General features: G+C 63.4%; 20 protein-coding genes. 9 read left to right on the forward strand and 11 right to left on the reverse strand.

Annotated features, from left to right (window positions below):
• Positions 1 to 91 precede the first annotated feature (91 nt).
• The 3 genes from AC1DZU_RS11570 to htpX all read right to left on the reverse strand — a co-directional run bounded on the left by AC1DZU_RS11570 (position 92) and on the right by htpX (position 4,368).
• Positions 92 to 1,816, reverse strand: coding sequence for a heparinase II/III family protein (locus AC1DZU_RS11570; RefSeq protein ID WP_477284682.1), 1,725 nt, complete (start codon positions 1,814 to 1,816; stop codon positions 92 to 94).
• Between the two features lie 147 nt (positions 1,817 to 1,963).
• Positions 1,964 to 3,352, reverse strand: coding sequence for an RsmB/NOP family class I SAM-dependent RNA methyltransferase (locus AC1DZU_RS11575; RefSeq protein ID WP_477284684.1), 1,389 nt, complete (start codon positions 3,350 to 3,352; stop codon positions 1,964 to 1,966).
• Positions 3,349 to 4,368 (reverse strand): zinc metalloprotease HtpX, encoded by a 1,020-nt coding sequence (gene htpX, locus AC1DZU_RS11580; RefSeq protein WP_477284686.1) that lies wholly within the window; start codon positions 4,366 to 4,368, stop codon positions 3,349 to 3,351. The genes AC1DZU_RS11575 and htpX overlap by 4 nt, the downstream gene beginning before the upstream one ends.
• A gap of 105 nt (positions 4,369 to 4,473) precedes the next feature.
• On the opposite strand from htpX, the gene AC1DZU_RS11585 reads away from it, so the two are divergent.
• On the forward strand, positions 4,474 to 4,695 hold the full coding sequence (locus AC1DZU_RS11585) for a DUF1674 domain-containing protein (protein WP_095084156.1): 222 nt from the start codon (positions 4,474 to 4,476) through the stop codon (positions 4,693 to 4,695).
• A gap of 98 nt (positions 4,696 to 4,793) precedes the next feature.
• Here AC1DZU_RS11585 and AC1DZU_RS11590 read toward each other — a convergent pair whose 3' ends face one another.
• Positions 4,794 to 5,465, reverse strand: a complete 672-nt coding sequence (locus AC1DZU_RS11590) for an HAD-IA family hydrolase (protein WP_477284688.1) — start codon at positions 5,463 to 5,465, stop codon at positions 4,794 to 4,796.
• A 166-nt stretch (positions 5,466 to 5,631) separates the two neighbouring features.
• On the opposite strand from AC1DZU_RS11590, the gene AC1DZU_RS11595 reads away from it, so the two are divergent.
• The 3 genes from AC1DZU_RS11595 to AC1DZU_RS11605 all read left to right on the forward strand — a co-directional run bounded on the left by AC1DZU_RS11595 (position 5,632) and on the right by AC1DZU_RS11605 (position 9,945).
• Positions 5,632 to 6,501: a transglutaminase-like domain-containing protein gene (locus AC1DZU_RS11595; RefSeq protein ID WP_477284690.1), complete on the forward strand. Its 870-nt coding sequence runs from the start codon at positions 5,632 to 5,634 to the stop codon at positions 6,499 to 6,501.
• A 331-nt stretch (positions 6,502 to 6,832) separates the two neighbouring features.
• Positions 6,833 to 8,251, forward strand: coding sequence for a TadE/TadG family type IV pilus assembly protein (locus tag AC1DZU_RS11600; RefSeq protein ID WP_477284692.1), 1,419 nt, complete (start codon positions 6,833 to 6,835; stop codon positions 8,249 to 8,251).
• A 425-nt stretch (positions 8,252 to 8,676) separates the two neighbouring features.
• Entirely contained in the window at positions 8,677 to 9,945 is a 1,269-nt protein-coding gene (locus AC1DZU_RS11605) for a class I SAM-dependent methyltransferase (RefSeq protein ID WP_477284694.1), read from the forward strand.
• Here the strand turns inward: AC1DZU_RS11605 and AC1DZU_RS11610 are convergent, their stop codons facing one another.
• Complete coding sequence (locus tag AC1DZU_RS11610; RefSeq protein WP_477284696.1) at positions 9,946 to 10,695, reverse strand: MOSC domain-containing protein; 750 nt, start codon at positions 10,693 to 10,695, stop codon at positions 9,946 to 9,948.
• Complete coding sequence (gene acs / locus AC1DZU_RS11615; protein WP_477284698.1) at positions 10,695 to 12,650, reverse strand: acetate--CoA ligase; 1,956 nt, start codon at positions 12,648 to 12,650, stop codon at positions 10,695 to 10,697. The genes AC1DZU_RS11610 and acs overlap by 1 nt, the downstream gene beginning before the upstream one ends.
• A gap of 336 nt (positions 12,651 to 12,986) precedes the next feature.
• On the opposite strand from acs, the gene AC1DZU_RS11620 reads away from it, so the two are divergent.
• Positions 12,987 to 13,259, forward strand: coding sequence for an usg protein (locus AC1DZU_RS11620; RefSeq protein WP_477284700.1), 273 nt, complete (start codon positions 12,987 to 12,989; stop codon positions 13,257 to 13,259).
• Positions 13,260 to 13,261: 2 nt separating this feature from the next.
• On the opposite strand, the gene AC1DZU_RS11625 is transcribed toward AC1DZU_RS11620, so the two are convergent.
• The 3 genes from AC1DZU_RS11625 to AC1DZU_RS11635 all read right to left on the reverse strand — a co-directional run bounded on the left by AC1DZU_RS11625 (position 13,262) and on the right by AC1DZU_RS11635 (position 16,197).
• Complete coding sequence (locus tag AC1DZU_RS11625; RefSeq protein ID WP_477284702.1) at positions 13,262 to 13,822, reverse strand: SUKH-3 domain-containing protein; 561 nt, start codon at positions 13,820 to 13,822, stop codon at positions 13,262 to 13,264.
• A 100-nt stretch (positions 13,823 to 13,922) separates the two neighbouring features.
• On the reverse strand, positions 13,923 to 14,957 hold the full coding sequence (locus AC1DZU_RS11630) for an aldo/keto reductase (RefSeq protein WP_477284704.1): 1,035 nt from the start codon (positions 14,955 to 14,957) through the stop codon (positions 13,923 to 13,925).
• A gap of 58 nt (positions 14,958 to 15,015) precedes the next feature.
• Positions 15,016 to 16,197, reverse strand: coding sequence for an MFS transporter (locus AC1DZU_RS11635; RefSeq protein WP_477284706.1), 1,182 nt, complete (start codon positions 16,195 to 16,197; stop codon positions 15,016 to 15,018).
• A 119-nt stretch (positions 16,198 to 16,316) separates the two neighbouring features.
• Between AC1DZU_RS11635 and AC1DZU_RS11640 the strand changes: the two genes are divergently transcribed.
• Entirely contained in the window at positions 16,317 to 17,225 is a 909-nt protein-coding gene (locus AC1DZU_RS11640) for a LysR family transcriptional regulator (protein ID WP_477284708.1), read from the forward strand.
• A 55-nt stretch (positions 17,226 to 17,280) separates the two neighbouring features.
• On the opposite strand, the gene AC1DZU_RS11645 is transcribed toward AC1DZU_RS11640, so the two are convergent.
• Together AC1DZU_RS11645 and AC1DZU_RS11650 are read right to left on the reverse strand one after the other, a co-directional pair.
• The gene (locus AC1DZU_RS11645; RefSeq protein WP_477284710.1) at positions 17,281 to 18,330 is read right to left on the reverse strand and encodes an aldo/keto reductase; all 1,050 of its coding nucleotides are present in this window, start codon (positions 18,328 to 18,330) and stop codon (positions 17,281 to 17,283) included.
• A gap of 108 nt (positions 18,331 to 18,438) precedes the next feature.
• The gene (locus AC1DZU_RS11650; protein WP_477284712.1) at positions 18,439 to 19,101 is read right to left on the reverse strand and encodes a YggS family pyridoxal phosphate-dependent enzyme; all 663 of its coding nucleotides are present in this window, start codon (positions 19,099 to 19,101) and stop codon (positions 18,439 to 18,441) included.
• A gap of 153 nt (positions 19,102 to 19,254) precedes the next feature.
• Between AC1DZU_RS11650 and leuS the strand changes: the two genes are divergently transcribed.
• The 3 genes from leuS to AC1DZU_RS11665 all read left to right on the forward strand — a co-directional run bounded on the left by leuS (position 19,255) and on the right by AC1DZU_RS11665 (position 25,452).
• Entirely contained in the window at positions 19,255 to 21,879 is a 2,625-nt protein-coding gene (gene leuS, locus AC1DZU_RS11655) for a leucine--tRNA ligase (RefSeq protein WP_477284714.1), read from the forward strand.
• Complete coding sequence (lptE, locus tag AC1DZU_RS11660) at positions 21,866 to 22,447, forward strand: LPS assembly lipoprotein LptE (RefSeq protein ID WP_477284716.1); 582 nt, start codon at positions 21,866 to 21,868, stop codon at positions 22,445 to 22,447. Before leuS ends, lptE begins: the two co-directional genes overlap by 14 nt.
• Positions 22,448 to 22,743: 296 nt before the next feature.
• Positions 22,744 to 25,452 carry a DNA translocase FtsK gene (locus AC1DZU_RS11665; RefSeq protein ID WP_477284718.1) on the forward strand — a complete coding sequence of 903 codons (2,709 nt, stop codon included), beginning with the start codon at positions 22,744 to 22,746 and terminating at the stop codon, positions 25,450 to 25,452.
• Positions 25,453 to 25,477: the final 25 nt, after the last annotated feature.

Here is a 25,477-nt window from a genome sequence, read left to right on the forward strand (position 1 = left end):
AACCGGAAGCGCTGCCTGGCTCTTGTTTTGCCGCATGATGTTCATCCGAAAAATCTGCAAGTTTTCGGCCTCATGCTCGAGGCAGATACGATCAGTTGTTTTCCGGGTAACCGGCGATGCTGGTGCGCGTTAGCTGCCAGTGGACTTCGGCGACGTCCGAGGCCTTGAAGGCAAGCACGATCTGGCGGCTGCGGCGCGGGCCGCCAAGGCCGGCGAAATAGATTGATTCCTCGACCTCCGGCACCACGTCGCTGGAGGTGAACACCCAGGTGTCGGCCTGATCGCCGGCCAGGACCAGTCGATCATGCTCGTCCTGCAGCAGGTTGACGTCGGGATGGACGTGGAAGCGGATGGTGACGAAGTCACGGCCATTGTTGCGGATCGCAGCATTGCCGGGCCGCAGAAAGCGGTCCCTGCCGGCCAGCACGTTGCCGTTCTGCGACAGTTTCAGCTCGCGCTCATGCAGGAAGCCGAAGCGCGGGACATAGCCGTCATGGCGGGCGATGAAACCTTGAATTCCTTTCTGGTCGGTGCGCTTGCACTGCACCTGCTGCGGCCCGCCGATCAATGGTGAGCCGAGCAGGTCGTTGACACGCAACGAATGGCTGAAGCGTGCCGACGAGGTGTCGTTGATGGTGGCGGTCGAGTGCGCAGCGGTGGCGCGCGCCAGCGGCCGGAACTCGGCGACGCCGTAGGTGTCGATGCCGGCGTTGACGATGTAGTGCTGGCGGCCGGACGACAGTTCGAAGGCGAGGCAGCCGGCGTGCGCGGCATTGGACACGTCGACCGGCGGCGGCAGGCCGGTGTCGGCGATGACGGTGACGCCGCCGATCGACAGGCGCTCATAGCCGGAATGCGGCGCATGCAGCAGCGGCGAACCGGCGGTGTCGTCGTGACGCAGGATGGTGGCGATGCGATCGTGGATGGTGGCGCCCATGCCGTTGAAACGGGCGAGGCTGCCGTCCTGATGGCGGAAGAAGCGCAGCGCCGGCAGCATGCGGTCGATGGCACCGATGAGGGCCTGCGGCGGCGTTTCGGCCTGGTTGGCATAGGTCTGGCGCAGCGGCAAAAGGTCGGCGAGGATTTCCAAGACGACCATCGGATTGCGCGAAATGTGACCGCCATCGGCAAGGATCTGGCGGTCGAGTTCCGCGGCGAGGTTGCGGGTGGCGCCGCGCAGCGCCGATGCCGGCGCCGGCAAGGACAGGGCGGCGAAGGCCAAAGCGATGCGGGCGCGCAGCCTGTCCTTGCCATCCGGCATTTCGCGCGCCATCGACCTGAGGTAGCGGATCTGGACGGCAAGGGTCTTCAGGAAGGCGCGGTAGAAGGGGAATTCGGCGCCCTGCAGCACGACAGAGGAATGCTGCAGCCAGGCGATGATGCGCTTGGCCGTCGTGCCGGGTTCCCAGGCGATGCCGGAAATATGGCTGCCATGGATGGTGATCCAGTCGGAGACCAGCGCGCGGGCGTTGGCGGCGGCGAGCTCGGTGCCGGCGGCGCGCATGTGGCGCAGCCAGCGAAAGCCGTGCAGCGTCTTTTGCCAGCCATGGTTGGGCACGTTGATCTGGAATGGCGATCTGCCGCCGGTCTCGACCAGATGCCCCGACAGGGGATAACGGCCGTAGTAGATCTCGAGCGCGATCTGCGGATCGGCCAGACGCAGGTCCGGCGGTGCAATCAGCACACGTTCGGGCGTGCGGCCGGAATAGCGCCAACGATACATCGGCCCGGCACGCAAGCGCCGGCGCGTCTTGCGCCAGAACTCCTTCGCGACAAGCGTCCACAGACGCGTCGTGTTGCTGGCAGCAAGTGCCAAATCCCCTCCTGATCGTCCTCTACCCCGGCGCAAGTTTACATGATTGCACGACTCGTGCGAAGGCGAATTCCATTGGACGGCGCCGGTTCACCCGGTGTTGCCCCCGACCTTCCCTAAAAAAGTCAGCAAATCCCGGCGGTTAAATATTTAGCCGGCTCGGCGCATGCGGGCGGCGAAGAAGCCGTCGAGGCCTGAGCGTTCCGGCGCGCCGAGGTCCAGATCGGCGGGCGTGGTGCGCAAAGTGCCTAGCGGCGTCAGGAACTGATCGATGCCGGCGATCTCGCCTTGCTGCAGCGGATCGTTGGCTATTTCAGCCGCGCCGGCCAGAAAGGCGCGATAGAGGTCCTCGCCCTCGAGCGGGTCGAGCGAACAGTTGGAAAAGACGATCCTGCCGCCGGGTTTTACCAGCGTCACGGCGCGGGCGAGCAGCCTGCTTTGCAGGTCGGCGAGCTTTTCGACATCGGCCGCCGTCTTGGTCCATGGCACGTCGGGATGTCGCCGCACCGTGCCGGTCGACGAGCAGGGCGCGTCGAGGAGCACGGCATCGAACGATTCCTTCGGCTCGTATTTGGTGAGGTCGGCCTGGACTATGTCGGCGGACAGGCCGAGGCGGCCGAGATTTTGCGTCAGCCGCACCAGCCGGTTCTTCGACGTGTCGACGGCGGTGACCTTGGCGCCGGCGAGAATGAGCTGCGCGGTCTTGCCACCGGGAGCGGCGCAGAGATCGGCAACGCGAAGTCCACTGACGTCGCCGAACAGCCGCGCCGGCAGGCTGGCGGCGGCGTCCTGAACCCACCAGGCGCCGTCGGCAAAGCCGGGCAATTCGGTGACGGGCCCGGCAAGCTTTTCCACCCGAATTGTGCCGGTCGGCAGGACGATGCCGCCGAGCCGTTCGGCCCACAGTTCGGGATCGGCCTTGACCGAGAAATCGACCGGCGCTTCGTGCCGATGCGCGGCGAGAATCTGCCTGGCCGTTTCATTGCCGTAGGCAGCTTTCAGCCGGTCGGAGAACCATTTGGGCGCTTCGTCGGTGGCGGCAAGGGCGGCAGGCAATTCCGTTTCCTTGGCGCGCGCGAGCGTGCGCAGCACGCCGTTGACCAGGCCGGAAAAGCGCACCGTGCGCGGATCTGATTTGGCGTGGGTCACCGCCAGGTCGACGGCGGCGCTGTCGGGAATCTCGAGGAACAGGATCTGTGCCGCCGCCACGTGCAATATGTGCGACAGCGCGGTGGCGTTGGGCGGCAGTGGCTTTTCCAGCCGGCGCGCCAGCAGCCCGGTGATGGTCATGCGATAGCGCAGCGCGGTGACCAGGATGGCGCGGACGAGGCCGCGATCGCGCAGGTCGAGCGCTCTGTATTGCGGGTGGCCGTTCTCGTGGTCGGTCAGCCCGTCGAGCGGCGTCCTGGCGTCGATGACGGCGGCAAGCAGGCGCGCCGCCGTCTTGCGGGCGGCGAGACCGGCAACGAAGTCGCCGCCGGCAGTGTGTTCCTGATCGCCTGAAACGGTGCGTCGAGGTCCTCTGCCCGCCACGCTCACGACCACCGGCCTTTGGGCCCGGTCGGGTTGCGCCCCCACGGATTGGGCTTCGGCGCGGCAGGTTCCGCCGGCTGTTCAGGCCGCGCTGGCTGATCCCATGGGCCCGATGGCCGCTGCTCGTCCGCCTGTTGCGGCATCGGCGCCCGACGTGGCGCGACCCGCGTGTCGCTGCCTTCCATCTGGCGAGCCATCGCCTGCAAGGCAGCGATGCGGTTTTCGGTGCTCGGGTGGGTGGAAAACAGACTGTCCATGCGCTCGCCGGAAAGAGGATTGATGATGAAGAGATGCGCCATTGCCGGATTGCGCTCGGCATCGGGGTTGGGAATGCGTTCGGCGCCGCGAGCGATCTTGTCAAGGGCGGATGCCAGCCAGAGCGGGTGTCCACAGATTTCGGCGCCGCGCCGATCGGCCTCGTATTCGCGGGTGCGGCTGACCGCCATCTGCACGATCATCGCAGCAAAAGGAGCCACGATCATCGCCGCCAGCACGCCGACAAACCCGAACGGATTGTTGTCGCGATTGCCGCCAAGGAAGAAGGCGAAATTTCCGAGCATCGAGATGGCGCCGGCGAAGGTGGCGACGATGGTCATGGTCAGCGTGTCGCGGTGCTGCACATGGGCGAGTTCATGCGCCATCACCGCCGCGACCTCTTCATGGCTCAGCCTCTGCAGCAGGCCAGTGGAGGCGGCGACGGCCGCATTCTGTGGGTTGCGACCGGTGGCGAAGGCGTTCGGCTGCGGATTGTCGATCAGGTAGGTCTTCGGCATCGGCAGGCCGGCCTGTTGGGCCAGTGACTGAACGATGGCGTAATATTCGGGCGCGTTCTTTTCGTCGACCTCGACGGCGCGGTTCATCGATAGCACCATCTTGTCGGCGTTCCAGTAGCTGAACAGATTGGTGCCGGCGGCAATGACCAGCGCGATCATCATGCCGCCCGATCCGCCGATCAGAAAGCCGACGCCCATGAACAGTGCCGTCATCGCGGCAAGCAGCATGGCGGTGCGAAGTGTGTTCATCGTCTGCTCCTGTCCCGGCTGCGGTGAAAAGGGGTCGATCCCTGTAAACTCATCGCTATATGATGGGAAAGGCTTGCCCCTGTTTCAATCCGCCGGAAATATCGCATGAACGACGAGACCAGTAAAACCGATGCCGACCTTGGGCATGACATCCAGCCAAAGGCGCTGACGCCGGAGGCCAGCCGTGCGCTCGCGGAAGCCGAAGCGAGGCGCGTGAAATATCTGGAGAAGGAAGCCGCGACGCCGAAGGAAATCGGCGGCCGTGGCGGCAAGGAACCCGGCCGCTACGGCGACTGGGAGGTCAAGGGCCTGACAAGCGATTTCTAATGCATGTCGCGCAAAAGTGACCTCGGTTTTGCGACAACGACATGCACAACAAGAAGGCCTAAAGCGCGTCGCTTGAATCCGTTTTAACGCGACGCGCTTTAGGAAGCCGCCGCGCTTCGTATCTGCTCCAGACCAAGCTGGCCCTGGGCGTCGGTGACCGCCGTCAGGTTGCTGTAGTCAAAAATGGTTTCGTGCGGCGTCTCCATCTTGTGCTGATGCGTCGCGGTGATCACCACCACCGTGGCGCCCGCCGCCTCGCCCGCCTGGATGCCCGGCGTTGCGTCCTCGAAAACCACGCAGTCGTGAGCGTCGAATCCAAGCCGTTCGGCGGCCAACAGGAAGCAGTCGGGGGCAGGCTTGCCGTGAACCACGTCTTCCGCCGTGACCATTGTCGCCGGACGCGGGATGCCCGCCGCTTCGATCCGCACCAGCGCAAGCGCGAGCGGCGATGATGTTACGATGGCCCAGCGATCCGGCGGCAGCGCACCCAGGAATGCCGCGGCGCCGGCGATGGCATTCACCCCTTCGACGTCGGCGATTTCGGCCCGTGTAATCTCGTTCGCCTCGTGCTGTGGATCGACCCCGGGAAGTGCCAGCCGGCGGACGGTCTCGATGGCGCGCCTGCCATGCATCGTTGGCAGGAAAGTCGCCACGTCGAGGCCGTGCCCCATCGCCCAATTGCTCCAGACGCGTTCCGCGGCCGCGGTCGAATTGAGCAGCGTGCCATCCATATCGAAGAGGAAGGCCGCGAATTTCTTGCCTGCGAACATGGTTTTCCTTGAATTGGAGAGCGCTTATGGCGGTCGCCGAACCTAACGTCGCGGCGTCGGTATGGGAAGGCGCGAGGGCCACCTTTTCGATAGTCCCAGGGAACCACAGTCCGTCCTCTCGCGTTTGAGCAAAACCGTTTTCCACGACGATCGAAGGGGGACTGCGATGCTGATCCGGCTCGGCTACGAAATCGCTATCGAGTGCACCGCGGCCACACCGGTGATTTCACTGCTCGAGATCCACAAGGACAGGCAGTCCGACATCAAGCGGCAGACGCGGGTGCTGACGTCGCCTGCGGTGTCGACCAGGCTCTACCACGATCTCCATGGCAATGGCTGCCGCCGCTTCACCGCGCCCGCCGGCGGTTTTCGCATCCTTTATGATGCGGTCGTCGAGGACAGCGGCGAGTCCGACGAAGTCAACACGCTGGCCAGGGAAGTGCCGGTGGCGGAACTGCCCGACGAGGTGCTCGGCTATCTCCTCGGCAGCCGCTATTGCGAGACCGATCACCTCAGCGGCCTGGCATGGCAGCTTTTCGGCCATGTCCCCTCGGGTTGGGCGCGGGTGCAAGCGATCGTCGACTATGTCCACAACCGGCTATCGTTCGGCTACGGCTACGCGCGTTCGACCCGCACCGCGGCTCAGGCGCATGAGGAGCGCGTCGGCGTCTGCCGCGACTTCGCTCATCTGGCGATCACGCTCTGCCGCTGCATGAACATTCCGGCGCGCTATGTGAACGGCTATCTCGGCGACATCGGCGTGCCGGCCGATCCGGCGCCGATGGATTTCTCGGCATGGCTGGAAGTGTTCCTCGACGGCAAATGGTACGCGTTCGATCCCCGCCACAACACGCCGAGGGTCGGCCGCGTCGTCATCGCGCGCGGCCGCGACGCCACCGACGTGCCGCTGCTGCACAGCTTCGGCCCGCACCGGCTCAGCCTGTTCAAGGTGTGGACCTACGAACAGGAAGGCAATTTGTTCAATCCGCCCTATCACGGCATCGACCGGACGGTCAGCGCGCAGATGCTGGCCTGATCTCTCGGTAGCAGGGCATGGTGATCCGGCGGTTTCACGCCCTGCGATTTCTGACAGTTGGTCCGCTTCGGCACAGAAGCCCTGTGCCGCAACAGGACGTCATCAGGCATTGCGTGATCCCTTGGCTTGATCATGGTAAGCGGCTCGTAAACGAAGCCGAAAAAATGTCTTTCTGTTTACCAGTCATTCACCTTTGCGCAGCTCGAACTCAAACAAAAACAACACGTTGATAGCGAGCGGCTGGCCTTCCGCCCCGTAGCGGCGTCACCCGGCCGGAATCCTGCATTGTCCTTCCCGCGGCGACGAGGCCGAGGCGAGTGGAGGCTGCAGGATGCGGAATTTCGGGGGTTTTGTTCACGCGGCTGGCATCTTCGCCAGACATCGTGGTGGAAATTTCGCGGTCCTGTTCGGCCTTGCCGCTTCTGTCTTGGCGCTGGCTGTTGGTTTTTCCGTCAACGTAACGCAGCTCTACAATGCCAGATCGAGCTTGCAGGGCGTGGTCGACGCCGCGGTCACGTCGACGGCGCGCGACCTGACGACCGGCGTCATCAGGGAAGCCGATGCCAACAGATCGGTGCAGGCTTTTCTCGATGCCAACAGCCAGGCAGGCATCCTGCAGGCTGACCAGATCGTACTCGACAGGCTGATTGTCAGCAGCACGGCCAAGACGGTCCAGGCGGACGCCCATGTCGATGTCGCCCTGTATTTCCCGATGTTCAACATGGGGGACATCAAGCGCGTCGCCGCGTCGACAACGGCGCTCTATTCGGACAAAACCATCGAAGTGGCGATGATGCTCGATGTGACCGGGTCGATGGGGCCGAACATTTGGGCCAAGACCAACAAGATCGGGGACCTGCAGATTGCCGCTTCCGGGGCTGTCAAGGATCTGCTGGACAACAACATCGATCCGAGAAATCCGCGTGTGCGTGTGGCGATTGTTCCCTACGCCGAAGCTGTGAACACTGGCGGTCTTGCTGACAGTGTCTTCGTCGAGGAGAAGGGCGGGCCCGACCTGCCGCCACCCTTGGATGCTCCGGTTTCGGTGTCGGTGACACCAGCGCCCGACAAATGTGCCACCGAACGCAAGGACAGGGATGGCTATGCCGACACTTCGTCCGATGGACCTTCCACGTCGCGGTGGGACAGCAACGGCAAGGAGTACCTGGCCAAGATCAATCGGGACGATCACATGAGAACCTGCCCGACGCCAGAACTCATCCCGTTGTCGGCCGACGAGGACAAGCTACTCGACACGATCGATGATTTCAGCGCTGCTGGCGTAACCTCCGGCGGCATCGCCGCGCAGTGGGGCTACTACATGCTTTCACCCTCGTGGCGCTCGACCATCGTCAATGCCGGGCTCGGTGCCGGTCCCGCCAATTTCGACAAGAGGAAAGTCGCCAAGGTCGCTATCCTGATGACGGACGGCCAGTTCAACACAGCCTTCGCCGGCGAGCGCGGTGCGCCAAAATCACAGAATGCCGGCCAGATGTCGCGCGACAATGCCGGAGGCATTTGCGCCGAGATGAAGCGCGTCGGCATCGAGATCTTCACGATCGGCTTCGATCTGAACGATCCAACCATGACGGCGACCGAAAGGGACCAGGCAAAAAGCGTGCTCCAGGACTGCTCCACGGCGGACACGTCGTCGCTGAAACACTATTACGAGGCAGCGACAGGTGCGGAATTGAAGCAGGCGTTCGACGACATCGTCCAGAACATCGAGAAGATCACCGTCACCAAATGAGCTTTTGAGCAGCGGGCAGTTCCGCGGGATGTTGGTCCAAAAGGAAAAGGCCGCCGCTTCTTTCGAAGCCGGCGGCCTTCCGTGTTTCCGTCCGTGGCGCGGCCAATGGCGGTGACCCGTGAGGTCACCTACCGCGCATCTCGCGCCTTAACGGGAAGTCTGCTTCCCGAAAGTGCAATCCGCTGAGGCCACGTTCTGGAAAACGAAATCACTCGACATCGGATCACCTCCTTTCGATTTGTTGAACACACTGGGATGATGGGGTCTGATTTGGTAAATGGCAAGGCGTCACCCTCAAAAAGCCGGGTGTGTGTCTTTCCGGACATGCTGGCCCGACAGGCTGGCCAGACGGGCTGACCAGACGGGGTGGCTTGCGGTCCGGGGGCAAACGGACAACATTGGCGCTCTGGCTTCGGGGAGGAAGCATGGACGCCACCGACAAGGCCGCGCGTATTGTTCGAACGGTAGCTGAGACACTGAACCCGGGCTTTGCCGTCAGGCTCTGGACCGGCGAGCGGATTGGCCCCGCCACCGGCCCTGTGCTCACCATCAATGACCCGGACATCGTCTGGCAGATGGTTCGCCGCCCCACCTTCTCGACGCTGATCGAGATGTGGATTTCCAAGGCGGTCGATGTCGAAGACGGATCGCTGTTTGATTTCTACGCCCTGCCATCGCAAGGCAAGCTCAGGTCGAAACTCAAGACATTGCCGAAGCTGGCGATCCTGCGTGACTTGCCGGCAGTGCTGTTTTCAAGGAAACAGATCACCGCGCGAACCGATCTTTCGGGGCGCAATCCCTTCGTCAGCGGGTCAAGCCAGGAAGCGATCCAGCATCACTATGATATCTCGAATGCTTTCTATCGGCTCTTTCTCGACGAGCGCATGGTCTACAGCTGCGGCTACTTCAAGGATTTCGCCAACAGCATCGATCAGGCGCAAATCGACAAGCTCGACCATATCTGCCGCAAGCTGCGGCTGAAGCCCGGCGAAAGATTGCTCGACATCGGCTGCGGCTGGGGAGCGATGCTGATCCATGCCGTGAAGAACTATGGCGTCGTCGGCCACGGTGTCTCGCTGTCAGAGGCGCAGACCAATCTTGCCCGTGAACGCATCCGTGCCGAAGGGCTGGAGGACAAGATCACCGTCGAGATAAAATCCTACGCCGAGCTCTCCGGTAGCTTCGACAAGATATCGTCGATCGGCATGTTCGAGCATCTGGGGCTCGCCAATCATGCCGCCTACTTCTCCACCATCCACCGGCTGCTGAAACCGGGCGGCATCTACCTGCATCACGCCATCACCAGGCGCAGCAAGGGCGACATCAAGAAAACCCTGCGCAAGGGACCGGAATACAAGGCGCTGATCAAATACATCTTCCCCGGTGGTGAACTCGACACGATCGGCATGACGCTCGGCAATTTCGAAGCGCATGGCTTCCTCGTCTATGACGTCGAGAACCTGCGCGAGCACTATGCCCGCACCTGCAGGCTTTGGGCGGAACGTCTGCACGCCCGGTTCGATGAGGCGATCGCCGAGGTCGGCGAAGCCAAGGCACGCCTGTGGCTGCTTTACCTGACTGGCTGTTCGATCACCTTCGAACGCGCCTCGGCGCAGATTTTCCAGACCGTCGTCACTAAGCGTGCGCGGGGCTCGAGCGGCTTGCCGCCGACGCGAGCGGATCTCTACCGGTGATCAGACGAATCGCATCGCCGCGCCGATTTCGACGCGGGCCGGCCGATCGACCGTGCAGTAGACGCCGAGATTGTGCGCGTTGTAGCGGACCAGATTGCGCAGGATGGCGGGGTCGTGATCGAAACCATCCTGGGCGATGATGGTGAAGCCGCAGCGGCGGCAGGGCTCGGAGATGGTCAGCAGTAGATCGCCGATCGCCAGCTTGCGGCCGATCCATTCCGTCTCCGGGAACGATCCTTCGACCGGCGCCATGTCGACGACGATGTTGGGGCGGAAGCGGCGCGGATCGGGGACGCCATCGGGGTGCAACGCCTTCAGCCGTGCCAGCGAAGCCGTGGTCAAAAGGTGGATCGGGGCCTTGCGGTAACGCTCGGCGGTCAACGGACCGGAATAGCCGGACGCCGCGTGTTCCCTCCGAAACGGCCGGATCGAGGCCGCGAAGCCGAGATAGGCGGAAACGGCGCGATCGCTTTCGGCTCCCGGCGCCGCCAGCCAGTCGCCGTCCGGAAGGGCAACCTCCAGTTCGCGGTTTGGCGACAGCCGGGTCCTGATGCGCGGCACCTTGTGCCATTTCGCATCGCGGTCCGGCCGCGCGATTTCGTTGTCGGTGGCATCGACGAGACCGAACATGCGGTCGCCGTCGATGCTTTCCTGGTCTACCGAAATCGCATCCAGGCGTTCTCCGGCGAGCGAACTCGCCGGATAGCGCCAAAGCTCGGTGACCGCGCCCACCGCGGCTGTCGATGGCATCAGCTTTTCTTGTTCTGCCGGTTGGCGATCAGGTCATCGACGACGGCCGGATCGGCAAGCGTCGAAGTGTCGCCAAGTGCCGAAAAATCGTCCTCGGCGATCTTGCGCAGGATGCGGCGCATGATCTTGCCCGAGCGCGTCTTGGGCAGGCCGGGCGCGAACTGGATCTTGTCGGGCGAGGCGATGGCGCCGATCTCCTTGCGGACGTGGGCGATCAACTCCTTGCGCAGTTCCTCGTTCGGCTCCTCCCCCTTCATCAAGGTGACGTAGCTGTAGATGCCCTGGCCCTTGATGTCGTGGGGGTAGCCGACGACGGCTGCCTCCGAAACCTTGTCGTGGCTGACCAGTGCCGATTCGACTTCGGCCGTGCCCATGCGGTGGCCGGAGACGTTGATGACGTCGTCGACGCGACCGGTGATCCAGTAATAGCCGTCGGCGTCGCGGCGGCAGCCGTCACCGGTGAAGTACTTGCCCTTGTAGGTCGAGAAATAGGTCTGCACGAAGCGGTCATGGTCGCCATAGACGGTGCGCATCTGGCCCGGCCAGGAATCGGTGATGCACAGATTGCCGTCGGCCGCCCCTTCCAGCACCTTGCCCTCGCCGTCGACCAACTGCGGCTTGATGCCGAAGAAGGGCCGCGTCGCCGAACCTGCCTTGAGGTCGGTGGCGCCCGGCAGCGGCGTGATCAGGATGCCGCCGGTCTCGGTCTGCCACCAGGTGTCGACGATCGGCACCTTGCCGTTGCCGACGACGTTGAAATACCACTCCCAGGCTTCCGGATTGATCGGCTCGCCGACCGAACCCAGCACGCGCAACGACTTGCGCGATGTCCTGGTGACATGCGTATCGCCGGCGCCCATCAGCGCGCGCAATGCCGTCGGCGCGGTGTAGAAGATGTTGACCTTGTGCTTGTCGATGACTTCCCAGAAGCGCGACTGCGACGGGTAGTTCGGCACGCCTTCGAACATCAGCGTGGTGGCGCCGTTGGCGAGCGGCCCGTAGACGATGTAGCTGTGGCCGGTGACCCAGCCGACATCGGCGGTGCACCAGTAGATGTCTCCGTCATGGTAGTCGAAGACATATTGGTGCGTCATCGATGCATAGACGAGATAGCCGGCGGTGGTGTGGAGCACGCCCTTCGGCTTGCCGGTCGAGCCTGATGTGTAGAGGATGAACAGCGGATCCTCGGCCTTCATCTTCTCCGGCTTGCACTCGGCCTTAACCGTGGCGACCTCGTCGTGGTACCAGACGTCGCGTCCGGCCACCCAGCCGGTCTTGCCGCCGGTGCGGCGCACAACCACCACCTTTTCGACTTTCGTTCCGGCCTTGGCGGCGATCTCGATCGCCTTGTCGGTGTTGTCCTTCAGCGGGATCGGCTTCCCGCCGCGCAGGCCTTCATCGGCGGTGATGACGAAGGTCGACTTGCAGTCGTCGATGCGGCCGGCCAGCGCGTCCGGCGAGAAGCCGCCGAAGACGATCGAGTGGATGGCGCCCAGCCGCGTGCAGGCCAGCATCGCGTAGGCGGCTTCCGGGATCATCGGCATATAGATGGTGACGCGGTCGCCCTTCTTGACGCCGTGCTTCTTCATCACATTGGCGAGTCGGCAGACATGCTCGTAAAGCTCGTTGTAGGTGATCTTCTTGTCGTCGTAGGGATTGTCACCTTCCCAGATGATGGCGGTCTGGTCGCCGCGCTTCTTCAGGTGGCGGTCGATGCAGTTGTACGAGACGTTGGTCAGCCCATCCTCGAACCACTTGATCGAGACCTTGCCATCGAACGAGGTGTTCTTGACCTTGCTGAAGGGCTTGAACCAGTCGATGCGCTTGCCATGCTTGCCCCAGAACTTGTCCGGGTTCTTGACGCTGTCGGCATACCATTTCAGGTAGGTGTCATTGTCGATCAGTGCGTTTTTCTTCCACGCCGGCTGGACGCGATGGACATGAACCTCGGACATTCCTTACTTTCCTCCCGAACCAATCCGCCGGCTTGAAACGCCGGCGGGATCGCGGCGACACGGCCGCGAATTCGGCGGCATTATTACCAGTTCCTCCGCTACGGCAATATTAGACATTGGGTTTGTCTGGAGATTTGGGGGTTTGCGCGGCTGGATGCCGCAGCCAGACTTGCGCCGGCTGTCAGCACTCAGGCGATGTCGCTGCTAACTGCATGTTTTCGCGCGGAAAACCCGTTCTCGATCAGGAAAAATCAATAGACAGTTAAGCAACGGCGCGCACAATTCAGCGTTGGGAGGAAAGGAGACTCAACCAAGGGACCGCCGAAGGGGGCTGCAATGCACGACCATTCTGAAATGGACCTGATGCTTAAGGGATATGGCCTGACCACGGCCAAGATTCTCTATCATTTTCCCGATCATCCGCACCTGCTGCAGAGCTACATCTGGCAGGACTACGACATCGCGCCGACGTTTCCGGTGCTGATCCGGTTCATCGAGTTCTGGAAGACCAGGCTCGACGGCCCCCTGCATTCGGTTGTCTACACGCACCAGAAGCTGATCGCGCCGAACGAATGGCGCAAGGTCGACGGCGAGTTCGTGCTGCATTAGGGTCAAAACCCAATCGACCGTCTGGCCGAGATTGGGGAAAAGCGGCGATCGGGTCCCGCTGTCAGTTCCTCGATGCTCAGGATCTGAGGATCTCCACGCGTAAGTATCTCGCCGTACCATGACACTTTCTCATGGGAAGGCAGAAGAAGAGGTGACGCCTTTCGGCCTAACAGGGCGCGCTCCATTGCTTCGCCAAAAGTGTGGCCCACTAAGCCTATGCCGGGCATGTCCGGGAAGACCGCAAACACCCGCCCCGCTCTATCGATATAAAGGCTTTCATGACCATTGTGAGCGCTGGCAAAGCAAGCCAACTCCGTCTGAAGCAAGTCTCCAATTTCGAAAATTTCTTGGTAGCCTTCGTCTGGAGACCAGCGAAAGAGGACGTCGCTCCGGGCGCATTCCAGCCCAGGGCCGAGTTTGCCGACATTGAGGCCACCGAACCCGCTGAGAATGGCAGCCACCGGATGACTGGCCGGAACTGCTGGGGATACGGGCACGTTTCGCCCGGGAAACCATCCGGCTGCGGCAAATATCGGCAAAACAGCAGTCGGTAGAGTTGTCATTCCGTATTATGGTCGGTGGTTCTAAGGTCCGCAACGGGTGGAAAGCGGACCTTAGTGGTGGGCGAAATGCCTCGTGTCGTCTGTCGCCCAGCGGCCCTTTCTAAACCGCCGGCGGATTGAGCCGCGCAAAACCTTCCTGGCGGCGATAGGGGAAATATGGGTAGGGCGCGGTGACTTCGCTGGCCGCGTCGAGTTTCCCGATCTGCTCCGGCGTCAACGTCCAGCCGATGGCGCCGAGATTCTGGCGCAACTGTTCTTCGTTGCGGGCGCCGATGATGACCGAGGACACAGTCGGGCGCTGCAGCAGCCAGTTGATGGCGATCTGCGGCACCGTCTTGCCGGTTTCCTCGGCCACCGCGTCAAGGGCATCCATGACCCGGTAGAGATGCTCATCCTCGACCGGTGGGCCGAAGCTGGCGGTGTCGTGCAGCCGGCTCTTGTCCGGCAGTTTTGCTCCCCGGCGGATCTTGCCGGTCAGGCGGCCCCAGCCGAGTGGGCTCCACACCAGCGCGCCGACGCCCTGGTCGAGGCCAAGCGGCATCAGCTCCCACTCATAGTCGCGGCCGACCAGCGAATAGTAGACCTGGTGCGCAATGTAACGCGGATAGCCGTGCCTGTCGGCTTGTGCCAGCGACTTCATCACTTGCCAGCCTGAGAAGTTGGAGACGCCGACATAGCGAAGCTTGCCGGAGCGCACCAGCTCGTCCAGAGTCGACAGGACCTCCTCGATCGGCGTGCCGGCATCGAAGGCATGCAGCTGCAGCAGGTCGATGTAATCGGTGCCGAGCCGCCGCAGCGCGTCGTCGACGGATTTGATCAGCCGCGAACGCGACGAGCCGTAGTCGGCCGGGCCGTCGCCCATCGGCAGCGAGGTCTTGGTCGAGATCAGCGCGGCATCGCGGCGGCCCTTTATCGCTTCGCCGAGCACTTCTTCCGACGCGCCGTTCGAGTAGACGTCGGCGGTGTCGAACAAATTGACGCCGGCTTCGAGGCAGATGTCGATTAGCCGCCGTGCTTCCTTCGCGTCGCTGTTGCCCCAGGCGCCGAACAGCGGGCCGGAGCCGCCAAAGGTTCCCGCGCCGAATGAGAGTGCGGGCACTTTCAGGCCCGATGCACCGAGACGTCGATAATCCATTTTCGTGGCTCCTGATGGTTTAGAAAGGGATGTCGAAGGCGAACCGGTTTTGCCGGCGTTACGAGCGGACCGAGACAGGCTCGCCGATCGTAGGGCTGCGCTCGAGACGCAGTGCCAGTCCCGCCACGGCGAGTGCGGTGAGCGGCAGCAGGGCGGCGATCCAGGTGAGCGAACCCAAGCCGAGGCCTTGGGCAATTACCGCGCCGCCAAGCCAGGCGCCGGCGGCATTGCCGAGATTGAAGGCGGCAATGTTGAAGGACGAGGCAAGGCTTTGGCCCGCACCTTGCGCCTTTTCCAGCACCCACATCTGCAGCGGCGCCACGGTGGCGAAGGCGGCGGCACCCAACAGGCCGACATAGATCACGGCCATCACCTGGCTGTGGATGGCGAAGGTCATGGTTGCGAGCACGAGGGCCAGCACCACGAGGCTGCCCAGCACGGCCGGCACCAGCCAGCGGTCGGCGACCTTGCCGCCGGCGAGATTGCCGGCGATGAGACCGCCGCCGAAGACGAGCAGGATCGGCGACACGGCGGCTTCACCAAAGCCGCTGATCTGCGTCAGCAACGGGGCGATGTAGGTGAAGACGGCGAAGACGCCGGCATAGCCGAGCACGGTGGTGGCGAGGCCGAGCAGCACGGGCGTGCGGCGCAGCACGGCGAGGTCGGCGCGCAGGTCGTTCTTTTCGGGCGCCGTCCGGCTGCGTGGCACCAACGCCAGGATGACAGCGAAGGCCGCCAGGCCAACCACGGTTACCGCCCAGAAGGTCGCCCGCCAGCCAAAGGCCTGGCCGAGCCAGGTGCCGAAGGGCACGCCGAGGATGTTGGCGATGGTCAGGCCGGTGAACATCAGTGCGATCGCCGAGGCCTTCTTGTTGGGTGCGACCAGCCCGGTGGCGACCACCGAACCGACACCGAAGAAGGTGCCATGGGCAAAAGCGGTGATGACGCGGGCGCCCATCAGCGTCCAATAGTCCGGCGCCAAGGCACAGGCGAGATTGCCAAGCGTGAAGATCGCCATCAGCGCCAGAAGCACGGTCTTGCGCGGCCAGTTGCCGGTGGCGATGGTCAGCAGCGGCGCGCCGATGACGACGCCGAGCGCATAGCCGGAAATGAGCTGGCCGGCGGCCGAGATCGAGACGCCGAGATCCTTGCTGACGTCGAGCAGCAGACCCATGATGACGAATTCGGTGACGCCAATGCCGAAGGCACCGGCGGCGAGGGCGTAAAGGGCAAGAGGCATGGCGAATTCCACTTCGGTGAGGAAGAGCGCCGTCCCGCGCCCCGACCCGAAAGATCGTGTCGCCATGCATTGTGAACCAGACTTGCGCCGGGCACATTTTCTGTGAAATAGATTCACAGATGGCCAGGCCCGATATCAATCGCTCCGGCGAGATCGAAGTCTTCGTGCGCGTCGTCGAGGAAGGTAGTTTCTCTTCCGCGGCACGCGCGTTGCGCATGACGCCGTCGGCTGTCAGCAAGCTGATCGCGCGGCTGGAGGCCCGGCTTGGCGCGCGGCTGGTCAGCCGTTCGACGCGAAAACTGCAACTGACACCGGAAGGCACCGCGTTCTACGACAGCGGTCTGCGCATCCTGGCCGACATGGCGGCGGCCGAGCAGGAAGCCGCGGCAGGGGCGGCACCACGCGGGCGGTTGCGCGTCAACTCCTACGTTCCCTTCGGGGTGCATCGGCTGATCCCGCTCCTGCCACGCTTCCTTGAACGTTACCCCGAGATTTCGGTCGATCTGGTGCTGACCGACAGTGTCATCGACCTGATGGCGGAACGCGCCGATGTCGCCATCCGCGCCGGGCCGCTCGGCGAATCGCGGCTGGTGGCGCGCAAGCTCGGGCAAAGTCCGGTGGTGGTCGTTGCAGCACCTTCCTACCTCGAGACGCATGGCTTGCCACGGACACCGGCCGATCTCGACAGACACAACCGCATGGGCTTCGGTTTCGTGCGGCATCTCGACGGCTGGCCGTTCCTCGATGCGGCCGGCAATCCCATCATGGTTCCGATCACCGGCAACACGCTGGTCAGTGACGGCGAGGCGATGCGGCTGATGGCGCTGGCCGGCGCGGGCATTGCCCGGCTGGCGCGCTGGCACGTGGCGGCCGATATCGCGGCCGGCCGGCTGGTGCGGTTGCTGGAGGATTTCAATCCGGGCGACGAGGAGGCCACCCACGCCGTCTATGTCGGCCAGGGTCGGCACCTGCCGGCGCGGGTGCGGGCCTTGCTCGATTTTCTTGGCGAGAGCGTGCGGCTGACCTGAGGCGACACGGCTCTCGGGAGCCTGTGGGCCCCCGAGATGTCTGCGCTGGCTGCTGCTATGCTTTCGGCGTGAACGGCGCCGGGCGGCGACCGGCTGCCTGACGTTCCACCATCCAGCCGGGATATTCGGCAGGCAAGGCGCTGACCTCATCGAGGCGGACGAGATCGTCGGTGTCGAGCTTCAGCTGGGTGGCGGCAAGGTTCTGCTCGAGCTGCTCCATGCGGCTGGCGCCGATGATGACGCTCATCACGAATGGCTTGGCCAGGACATAGCCGAGCGCCACCGTGGCAACGCTCACATCGTGCTTCCCTGCGATCTCGCGCATGACGGCGACGGCCGCCCAGGCGCGCTCCTCGTTGACCGGCGGGAAGTTGAGGGAGGCACGGCGGCCCTCGCCATTGCCGGGCGCGCCGGGGCCGTATTTGCCGGACAGCAGGCCTCCGGCCATCGGCGACCATACCATCAGGCCAAGCTTTTCCTCGTTGATGAGCGGCACGATTTCGCGCTCGAGATCGCGTCCGGCGATCGAATAATAGGACTGGATGGTCTCGAAACGGGCAAAGCCCTTGCGGTCGGCGATGCCGAGCGCCTTGGCGATGCGCCAGGCCTGCCAGTTGGAGACGCCGACATAGCGGACCTTGCCGCTGGCAACCAGATCGTCGAGCGCCCGCATCGTCTCGTCGATCGGCGTGACCATGTCGGTGCCGTGCAGCTGATAGAGGTCGATATGGTCGAGCTGCAGCCGCTCGAGGCTGGCATCGACCGAATCCATGATGTGGCCGCGTGACGAGCCACGCTGGTTGGGACCGTCGCCCATGGCGCCGTGCACCTTGTTGGCGATGACCACCTTCTGCCTGTCGACGCCGAGATCTCTCAGCGACTGGCCGAGCAGCCGCTCGGACTCGCCGAACGAGTAGACGTCGGCCGTATCGAAGAAATTGACGCCGGCGGCGAGCGAACGCGCAACGATCTCGTTGACGCCCTTCTGGTCGAGGCTGGCGATCAGGCCCCATTGGGCGTTTTCGCCGGCGGCGCCGAAGGTCATGGTGCCGAGGCAGAGTTCGGAGACGAACATCCCCGTATTTCCAAGCTGGTTGTAACGCATAGTGGAGGCTCCAGGAGAATGGTGATGACACCAAGCAAATAGGAACGATACGTTTCGTTTCTAGTGTTGGCACAACGAGGCTGCCAGATTGGCCTAAAGTCTGCGGTGTCAACGGCTGCCGAAGATCGCCGATCCGACCCGGACGCTGGTGGCGCCGAAGGCCACCGCCGTCTGGTAATCGCCGGACATGCCCATCGACAGTTTGGTGACGCCGGCCTCATGCGCAAGCTTCTCCAGCAAGGCGAAGTGAGGACCTGGGTTTTCGTCGGCCGGCGGGATGCACATCAGGCCTTCAATGGCGAGGCCGTGGACACCACGGCAGCGGGTGACGAAGGCGACCGCGTCGCGAGGTTCGATGCCGGCCTTCTGCGGCTCGGAGCCGGTGTTGACCTGGACATAGAGCTTCGGCGCGCGGCCCTGCCTGGCGATCTCCCTGGCGAGTTCGACGGCGATCTTGTCGCGATCGACCGTCTCGATGACATCGAACAGCGCCACCGCCTCCTTTGCCTTGTTCGACTGCAGCGGACCGATCAGATGCAGCTCGATGTCGGCAAAAGTCTCCTTCAGCGCCGGCCATTTGCCTTGCGCCTCCTGCACGCGGTTTTCGCCGAAGACGCGCTGGCCGGCCTCGATGACCGGGCTAATGTCGGCGGCGTCAAAGGTCTTGGAAACCGCGACCAGCGTCACCGCGCCAGCTTGGCGACCCGCCTCACGCTCGGCGGCGGCGATCTTGGCCTTGACCGCGAAAAACTGCTGAACGGCGTCGCCCATATGCAAATCCCGCTGTTTTGATCCGCGTTTTTGGCCGACGCGAGACCCATATGGTTGACGGGTTTGCCAAACCATGGTGAACACCCGGACCATATCCAATGAACTGCCGAGCTGTCGCCCGCAGTCCGCATGCTTTTAAGTGAAAAACGTCCCATGGCAACCGAACGATACAATCCGCGCGCGTCAGAGCCCAAATGGCAGAAGGCCTGGGACGTCAGGAAGCTTTTCGAAGCGCACAATGACGATCCGCGCCCGAAATACTATGTGCTGGAGATGTTCCCCTATCCGTCGGGGCGCATCCATATCGGCCATACCCGCAACTACACGATGGGCGACGTGGTGGCGCGCTACAAGCGGGCCAAGGGCTTCAACGTGCTGCACCCGATGGGCTGGGACGCCTTCGGCATGCCGGCCGAGAACGCGGCGATGCAGAACAAGGTCCATCCCAAGGAATGGACCTACCAGAACATCGCCACCATGCGCGAGCAGCTCAAGGTCATGGGCCTGTCGCTGGACTGGGCGCGCGAATTCGCCACCTGCGATGTCGACTACTACCACCGTCAGCAGATGCTGTTCCTCGATTTTGTCGAGAAGGGCCTGGTGACGCGCAAATCCTCCAAGGTCAACTGGGACCCGGAGGACATGACCGTTCTCGCCAACGAGCAGGTCATCGACGGACGCGGCTGGCGTTCGGGGGCGCTGGTCGAACAGCGCGAACTGACGCAGTGGTTCTTCAGGATCACCGATTTCGCGCAGGACCTGCTGGATTCGCTCGACGGCCTCACCGAATGGCCGGAAAAAGTGAAACTGATGCAGCAGAACTGGATCGGCCGCTCCGAGGGCCTGCTGATTCGCTGGCCGCTGGCCGACGCCATCGGCGGCGAGCATGAGCTGGAAGTCTATACGACAAGGCCCGACACCATTTTCGGCGCCTCCTTCATGGCTGTCGCCGCCGATCATCCGCTGGCCAGGAAGGCTGCCGAGACCAATCCGGCGCTGGCCAAGTTCATCGACGAGGTCCGTCATATGGGCACCTCCGTGGCGGCGCTGGAGACGGCAGAGAAGAAAGGCTTCGACACCGGCATCCGCGTCGTTCACCCGTTCGACGACAGCTGGACGCTGCCGGTCTATGTCGCCAATTTCGTGCTGATGGAATACGGCACCGGCGCTATCTTCGGCTGTCCGTCCGGCGACCAGCGCGACCTTGACTTCGCCAACAAATACGGCCTGCCGGTGATCCCGGTGGTGATGCCGGAAGGCGACAATCCAGGCAGCTTCCAGATCATCGATGAGGCCTATGTCGGCGACGGCGTGATGATCAATTCGCGCTTCCTCAACGGCATGACGCCGGATGAGGCGTTCGACGAGGTCACGAAACTGCTGGAGCAGAAGACCATCGGCAACCGGCCGATGGCCGAGCGCAAGGTGAATTTCCGCCTGCGCGACTGGGGCATTTCGCGCCAGCGCTACTGGGGCTGCCCGATCCCGATGATCCATTGCGAGGATTGCGGCGTGGTGCCGGTGCCGAAGGCCGACCTGCCGGTCAGGCTGCCCGACGATGTCGATTTCGATCGGCCGGGCAATCCGCTCGACCGTCATCCGACCTGGCGCCACGTCAAATGCCCGCAATGCGGCAAGGATGCGCGGCGTGAAACCGACACGATGGACACGTTCGTCGATTCGTCGTGGTATTTCGCACGCTTCACGGCACCCAGGGCGTATGAGCCGACCGATCCCAAGGCAGCCAATGAATGGCTGGCGGTCGACCAGTATATTGGCGGCATCGAGCACGCGATCCTGCATCTGCTGTATTCGCGCTTCTTCACCCGCGCCATGCGCGAGACCGGCCATGTCGATCTGGCCGAGCCGTTCAAGGGCCTGTTCACGCAAGGCATGGTGGTGCACGAAACCTATCGCGTCGGCTCGGCATCGAATGGTCGCTGGCTGGCGCCTACGGAAGTGCGGCTGGAGGACGTCGACGGCAAGCGCCGCGCCATCGATATCGCCACCGGCGAGGCGGTGACGATCGGCCCGCTGGAAAAGATGTCGAAGTCGAAGAAGAACACGGTGAGCCCGGAAGACATCACCGACGGCTACGGCGCCGACACGGCGCGCTGGTTCATGCTGTCGGACTCACCCCCCGAGCGCGATGTCGAATGGACCGACGACGGCGCCGCCGGCGCGCATCGCTTCATCCAGCGCATCTGGCGCCTGGTCTCGACGGCCGCCGAGACCCTGGCCGGCATCGAGCCCGTGGCGGCCAATGCCGGCGAGGCGGCAGTGGTTTCGAAAGCTGCGCACAAGATCCTGAAGGCGGTCGGCGAGGATATCGAGAAGCTTGCCTTCAACCGCGCCATCGCCCGCATCTACGAACTGGCCAATGCGCTGACCGCGCCGCTCAACGATGTGGCCGAAGGCAAGGCCGATGCGGCGCTGAAAGGCGCTTGCCGGCAGGCCGTGGAGATCCTCGTGCATCTGATCGCGCCGGTCATGCCGCATCTGGCCGAGGAGTGCTGGGAAACGCTCGGCGGCACCGATCTGGTCGCCGAACGGCCGTGGCCGGTCTTCGACCCGGCACTGGTCGTCGACAACGAAGTTACCTACCCGGTACAGGTCAACGGCAAGAAGCGGGGGGATTTGACAATTGCCCGCGACGCGGACCAAGGTGCGGTCGAAAAAGCGGTACTGTCTCTCGACTTCGTGCAGAAAGCACTCGAAGGTAAGGCTCCGCGCAAGGTGATCATCGTGCCGCAGAGGATCGTCAATGTCGTTGCCTGATCGAAAGACAGAGCTGGGCCGTTTGCTGCGCCGCGTGGCGCTTGCCGGCCTGCTCGGCTCGCTTGCGCTGGCCTCGGCCTGCACGGTGCGGCCGCTCTATTCGAGCGCGCCGTTGTCGACCGGCTCGACCGGCAGCGCGAATTCCGAACTGGCGTCGATCGGCATCAAGCCGGTCAACACGCGTTTCGGGCAGCAGGTGCGCAACAATTTGATCTTCGGATTTGGACGAGGCGCCGGCGAACCGGCCTCGCCGGCCTATTCGCTCTTCCTCGGCGTGGGCGAAGCCGTCGAATCTGCGGCACTCGTGCAGGTCGGAACCGACGAAGACGAGCCGACCGCCGGCTCCGTGACGCTGACCGCCAACTACACGCTGAGCGATGCCAAGACCGGGGCAAAGATCGCGTCCGGGAGGCGCTCGATCACCTCGTCCTTCGACAGGCCGCGTCAGGAATTCGCCGCATACCGGGCACAGATCGACGCCGAGAACCGTGCCGCGCGCGAACTGGCCGAAGCGCTGCAACTGTCCATCGCCCAGGACCTGGTCAAGTACGGCAAGACGGCCGGCTAGCGCATCATCGTTTCGAACACTCCCCGCCTCAAAATGCGGGTATGGCGGGCAATGGTGACATTGATCACGCGCGCACAAAGTCAGTCCGCCCGAGATTCCGTGGAGGTGGCCTACACGCCTTGTGGTTCCCGCAATCAGATTGCGCCGGCGTGAGTGCTGCCTGACAACGGGTCGCTCGTTGCGACCGGTACGATGACATTGCCGTCCCAAGATCGTCGACGATCGCACCGCCGGGAAGCAACTGTTAACCACTCGCTCCCTATTGCTCGGGAGACGTTTCAGAGCGAGTCGTGAGAATGGAATCCAAGCGTTTTTCCCGGGTCAATTCATTGAAGGCAACTTCGCCCGATGACCCTGGGGTAGAGCGTTTGGAGGGCGCGGGTGGCAGGGCCGGTCGGCAAGCCCCTTCAGCCGCGATAGGCGGCAATGATCGCCCAACTCACCAGGGACAGGACGGCCGGCAGTCCGGCATACACCAGGCCAGCTATTCCGCGCGGGTTGTTGATCTTGGCGGCAGCAGGCGGCCCTATATGGAGCCGAGGGTTGACCAGGGGACGAGCCATGCGTCCCCGAAAATCGGCGACATCGAAAGTCCTGCCTGGCAGGAATATTTCTTCCTCGCGCCCAACGTGCGTTTTACACGCACGCCTGACTACGAGACCAAGAAGCATCGCCAGCAGAGCGACCCTGTCGTCGAACAGGGCGCTCCAGACGCGCTCCCAACGCAGCAGGCCGTCACACAGCCCATCGTTGACAAGGCACCAGTTGCTCCCTCGCTGCTGGCATTGCCGGTTTCGGTGAAAAGCCGCAATTTGGAAGCAGCCCGGTTGCAGGGCAGCAGCGAATCGGCCGCATCAAGGACGTCGCCGCTGGCCGCAGCGTCTGCTGCGCCGGGGCGTGCCAACGACAAGGCACGACGTGTGCCGTCGGTACCTCCGATGACGGCCGCAACGGGACGAGCATCCGTGCGCATGGCCGCCGTCCCTGCAGGCAGCGCCGCGACTAAGATAGCCAACCCCGAGACACTGCGCTGGCCTCATCTCTCCGATCACGCCTTCTTCGAGGTCATGGCGCCATACCTTGTCGACGTCTCGTCCGAGGCCCGGCCAGCCAGCCCGGCCACTCCGGCGCCGGCCGCCGCTGCGCGAATTGGTATCAGCCCATCGATGGTGGCCGACACCACCTCGCTGTTTCGTGTCATCGAATGGCTCCCGGGCCAGCCCTCGAAGCCTTTAACTGATGTCCAGCCGTCCAACTCGAACGAAGCTGTCGCCCAGCCGCACGTGCCGGCGAGCAATGCGCCTCTGCAGGCAGAGACCGCTGTAATCCCCGCTGCGGCAAGGGATACCGTTGCCGTGCCAATCGTGCCGAGACGGGACGTCGCCGTGCGGGCCGCGGCCGCGTCCCCACGCTTGCCTCTGGCCGGCAAAATCGCACCTTCAATGGCGGGGGATTCCTATCAACTCCCCTCCGAAGAGTTGTTGCAGCAGCCACCGGAGGGGCAAGGGTTCTACATGTCGCAGGAGCGGCTCGAGCAGAACGCCGATCTTTTGGAAAGCGTGCTCGAAGATTTCGGCGTGCGCGGCGAGATCATTCATGTTCGCCCGGGCCCGGTCGTCACGCTCTATGAGTTCGAGCCGGCGCCTGGTGTCAAATCCTCTCGTGTCATCGGGCTCGCCGATGACATCGCCCGCTCCATGTCGGCGGTTTCGGCGCGCGTCGCGGTCGTGCCTGGCCGCAACGTCATCGGCATCGAGCTTCCGAACGAGATGCGCGAAACGGTCTATTTCCGGGAGCTGATCGAATCGGAGGGCTTCCGCAAGACCAGCTGCAAGCTGGCGCTTTGTCTCGGCAAGACCATCGGCGGCGAGCCTGTCATCGCCGAATTGGCGAAGATGCCGCACCTGCTCGTGGCGGGCACCACCGGCTCCGGCAAGTCGGTCGCCATCAACACCATGATCCTGTCGTTGCTCTACCGGCTGAAGCCGGAAGAGTGCCGCCTGATCATGGTCGACCCCAAGATGCTGGAGCTCTCCGTCTATGACGGCATCCCGCATCTTTTGACCCCCGTCGTCACGGATCCCAAAAAGGCGGTCACCGCGCTCAAATGGGCGGTGCGCGAGATGGAGGACCGCTATCGCAAGATGGCGCGGCTCGGCGTGCGCAACATCGACGGCTACAATGAGCGCGCGGCTGCCGCCCGCGACAAGGGTGAGACGGTGGTGATGACCGTGCAGGCCGGCTTCGAAAAGGGCACCGGCGAGCCGCTTTTCGAACAGCAGGAAATCGACCTTGCGCCGATGCCCTATATCGTCGTCATCGTCGACGAGATGGCCGACCTGATGATGGTCGCCGGCAAGGAGATCGAAGGCGCCATCCAGCGTCTTGCGCAGATGGCGCGTGCTGCCGGTATCCACCTGATCATGGCAACGCAACGCCCTTCGGTCGATGTCATCACCGGCACGATCAAGGCCAACTTCCCGACCCGGATTTCCTTCCAGGTGACATCCAAGATCGACAGCCGCACCATCCTGGGCGAACAGGGCGCCGAACAGCTGCTTGGCCAGGGCGACATGCTGCACATGATGGGTGGCGGGCGCATTTCGCGCGTGCATGGCCCGTTTGTTTCCGATGCGGAAGTCGAGCATGTCGTGGCGCATCTGAAGGCGCAGGGCCGCCCCGAATATCTGGAGACCGTGACAGCCGACGAGGATGAAGAAGAACCCGAAGCCGATCAGGGCGCGGTCTTCGACAAGGGATCCGTTGCAGCCGAAGACAATGATTCCATCTATGACGAGGCGGTCAAGGTGGTGGTGCGCGACAAGAAGTGCTCGACGTCTTACATCCAGCGCCGCCTGGGTGTCGGTTACAACCGCGCCGCATCGCTGGTTGAGCGCATGGAAAAGGAAGGGCTGGTCGGTGCACCCAACCATGTCGGCAAACGCGAGATCATCATGGGCCGGCGCCCGCAGGTGAGCGCGCCCGACGATAACGGCACCGATTGATCGGCAGGCGAGCCCTTGGCGATTT

It is taken from the genome of Mesorhizobium sp. P2_A12 (assembly GCF_056405075.1).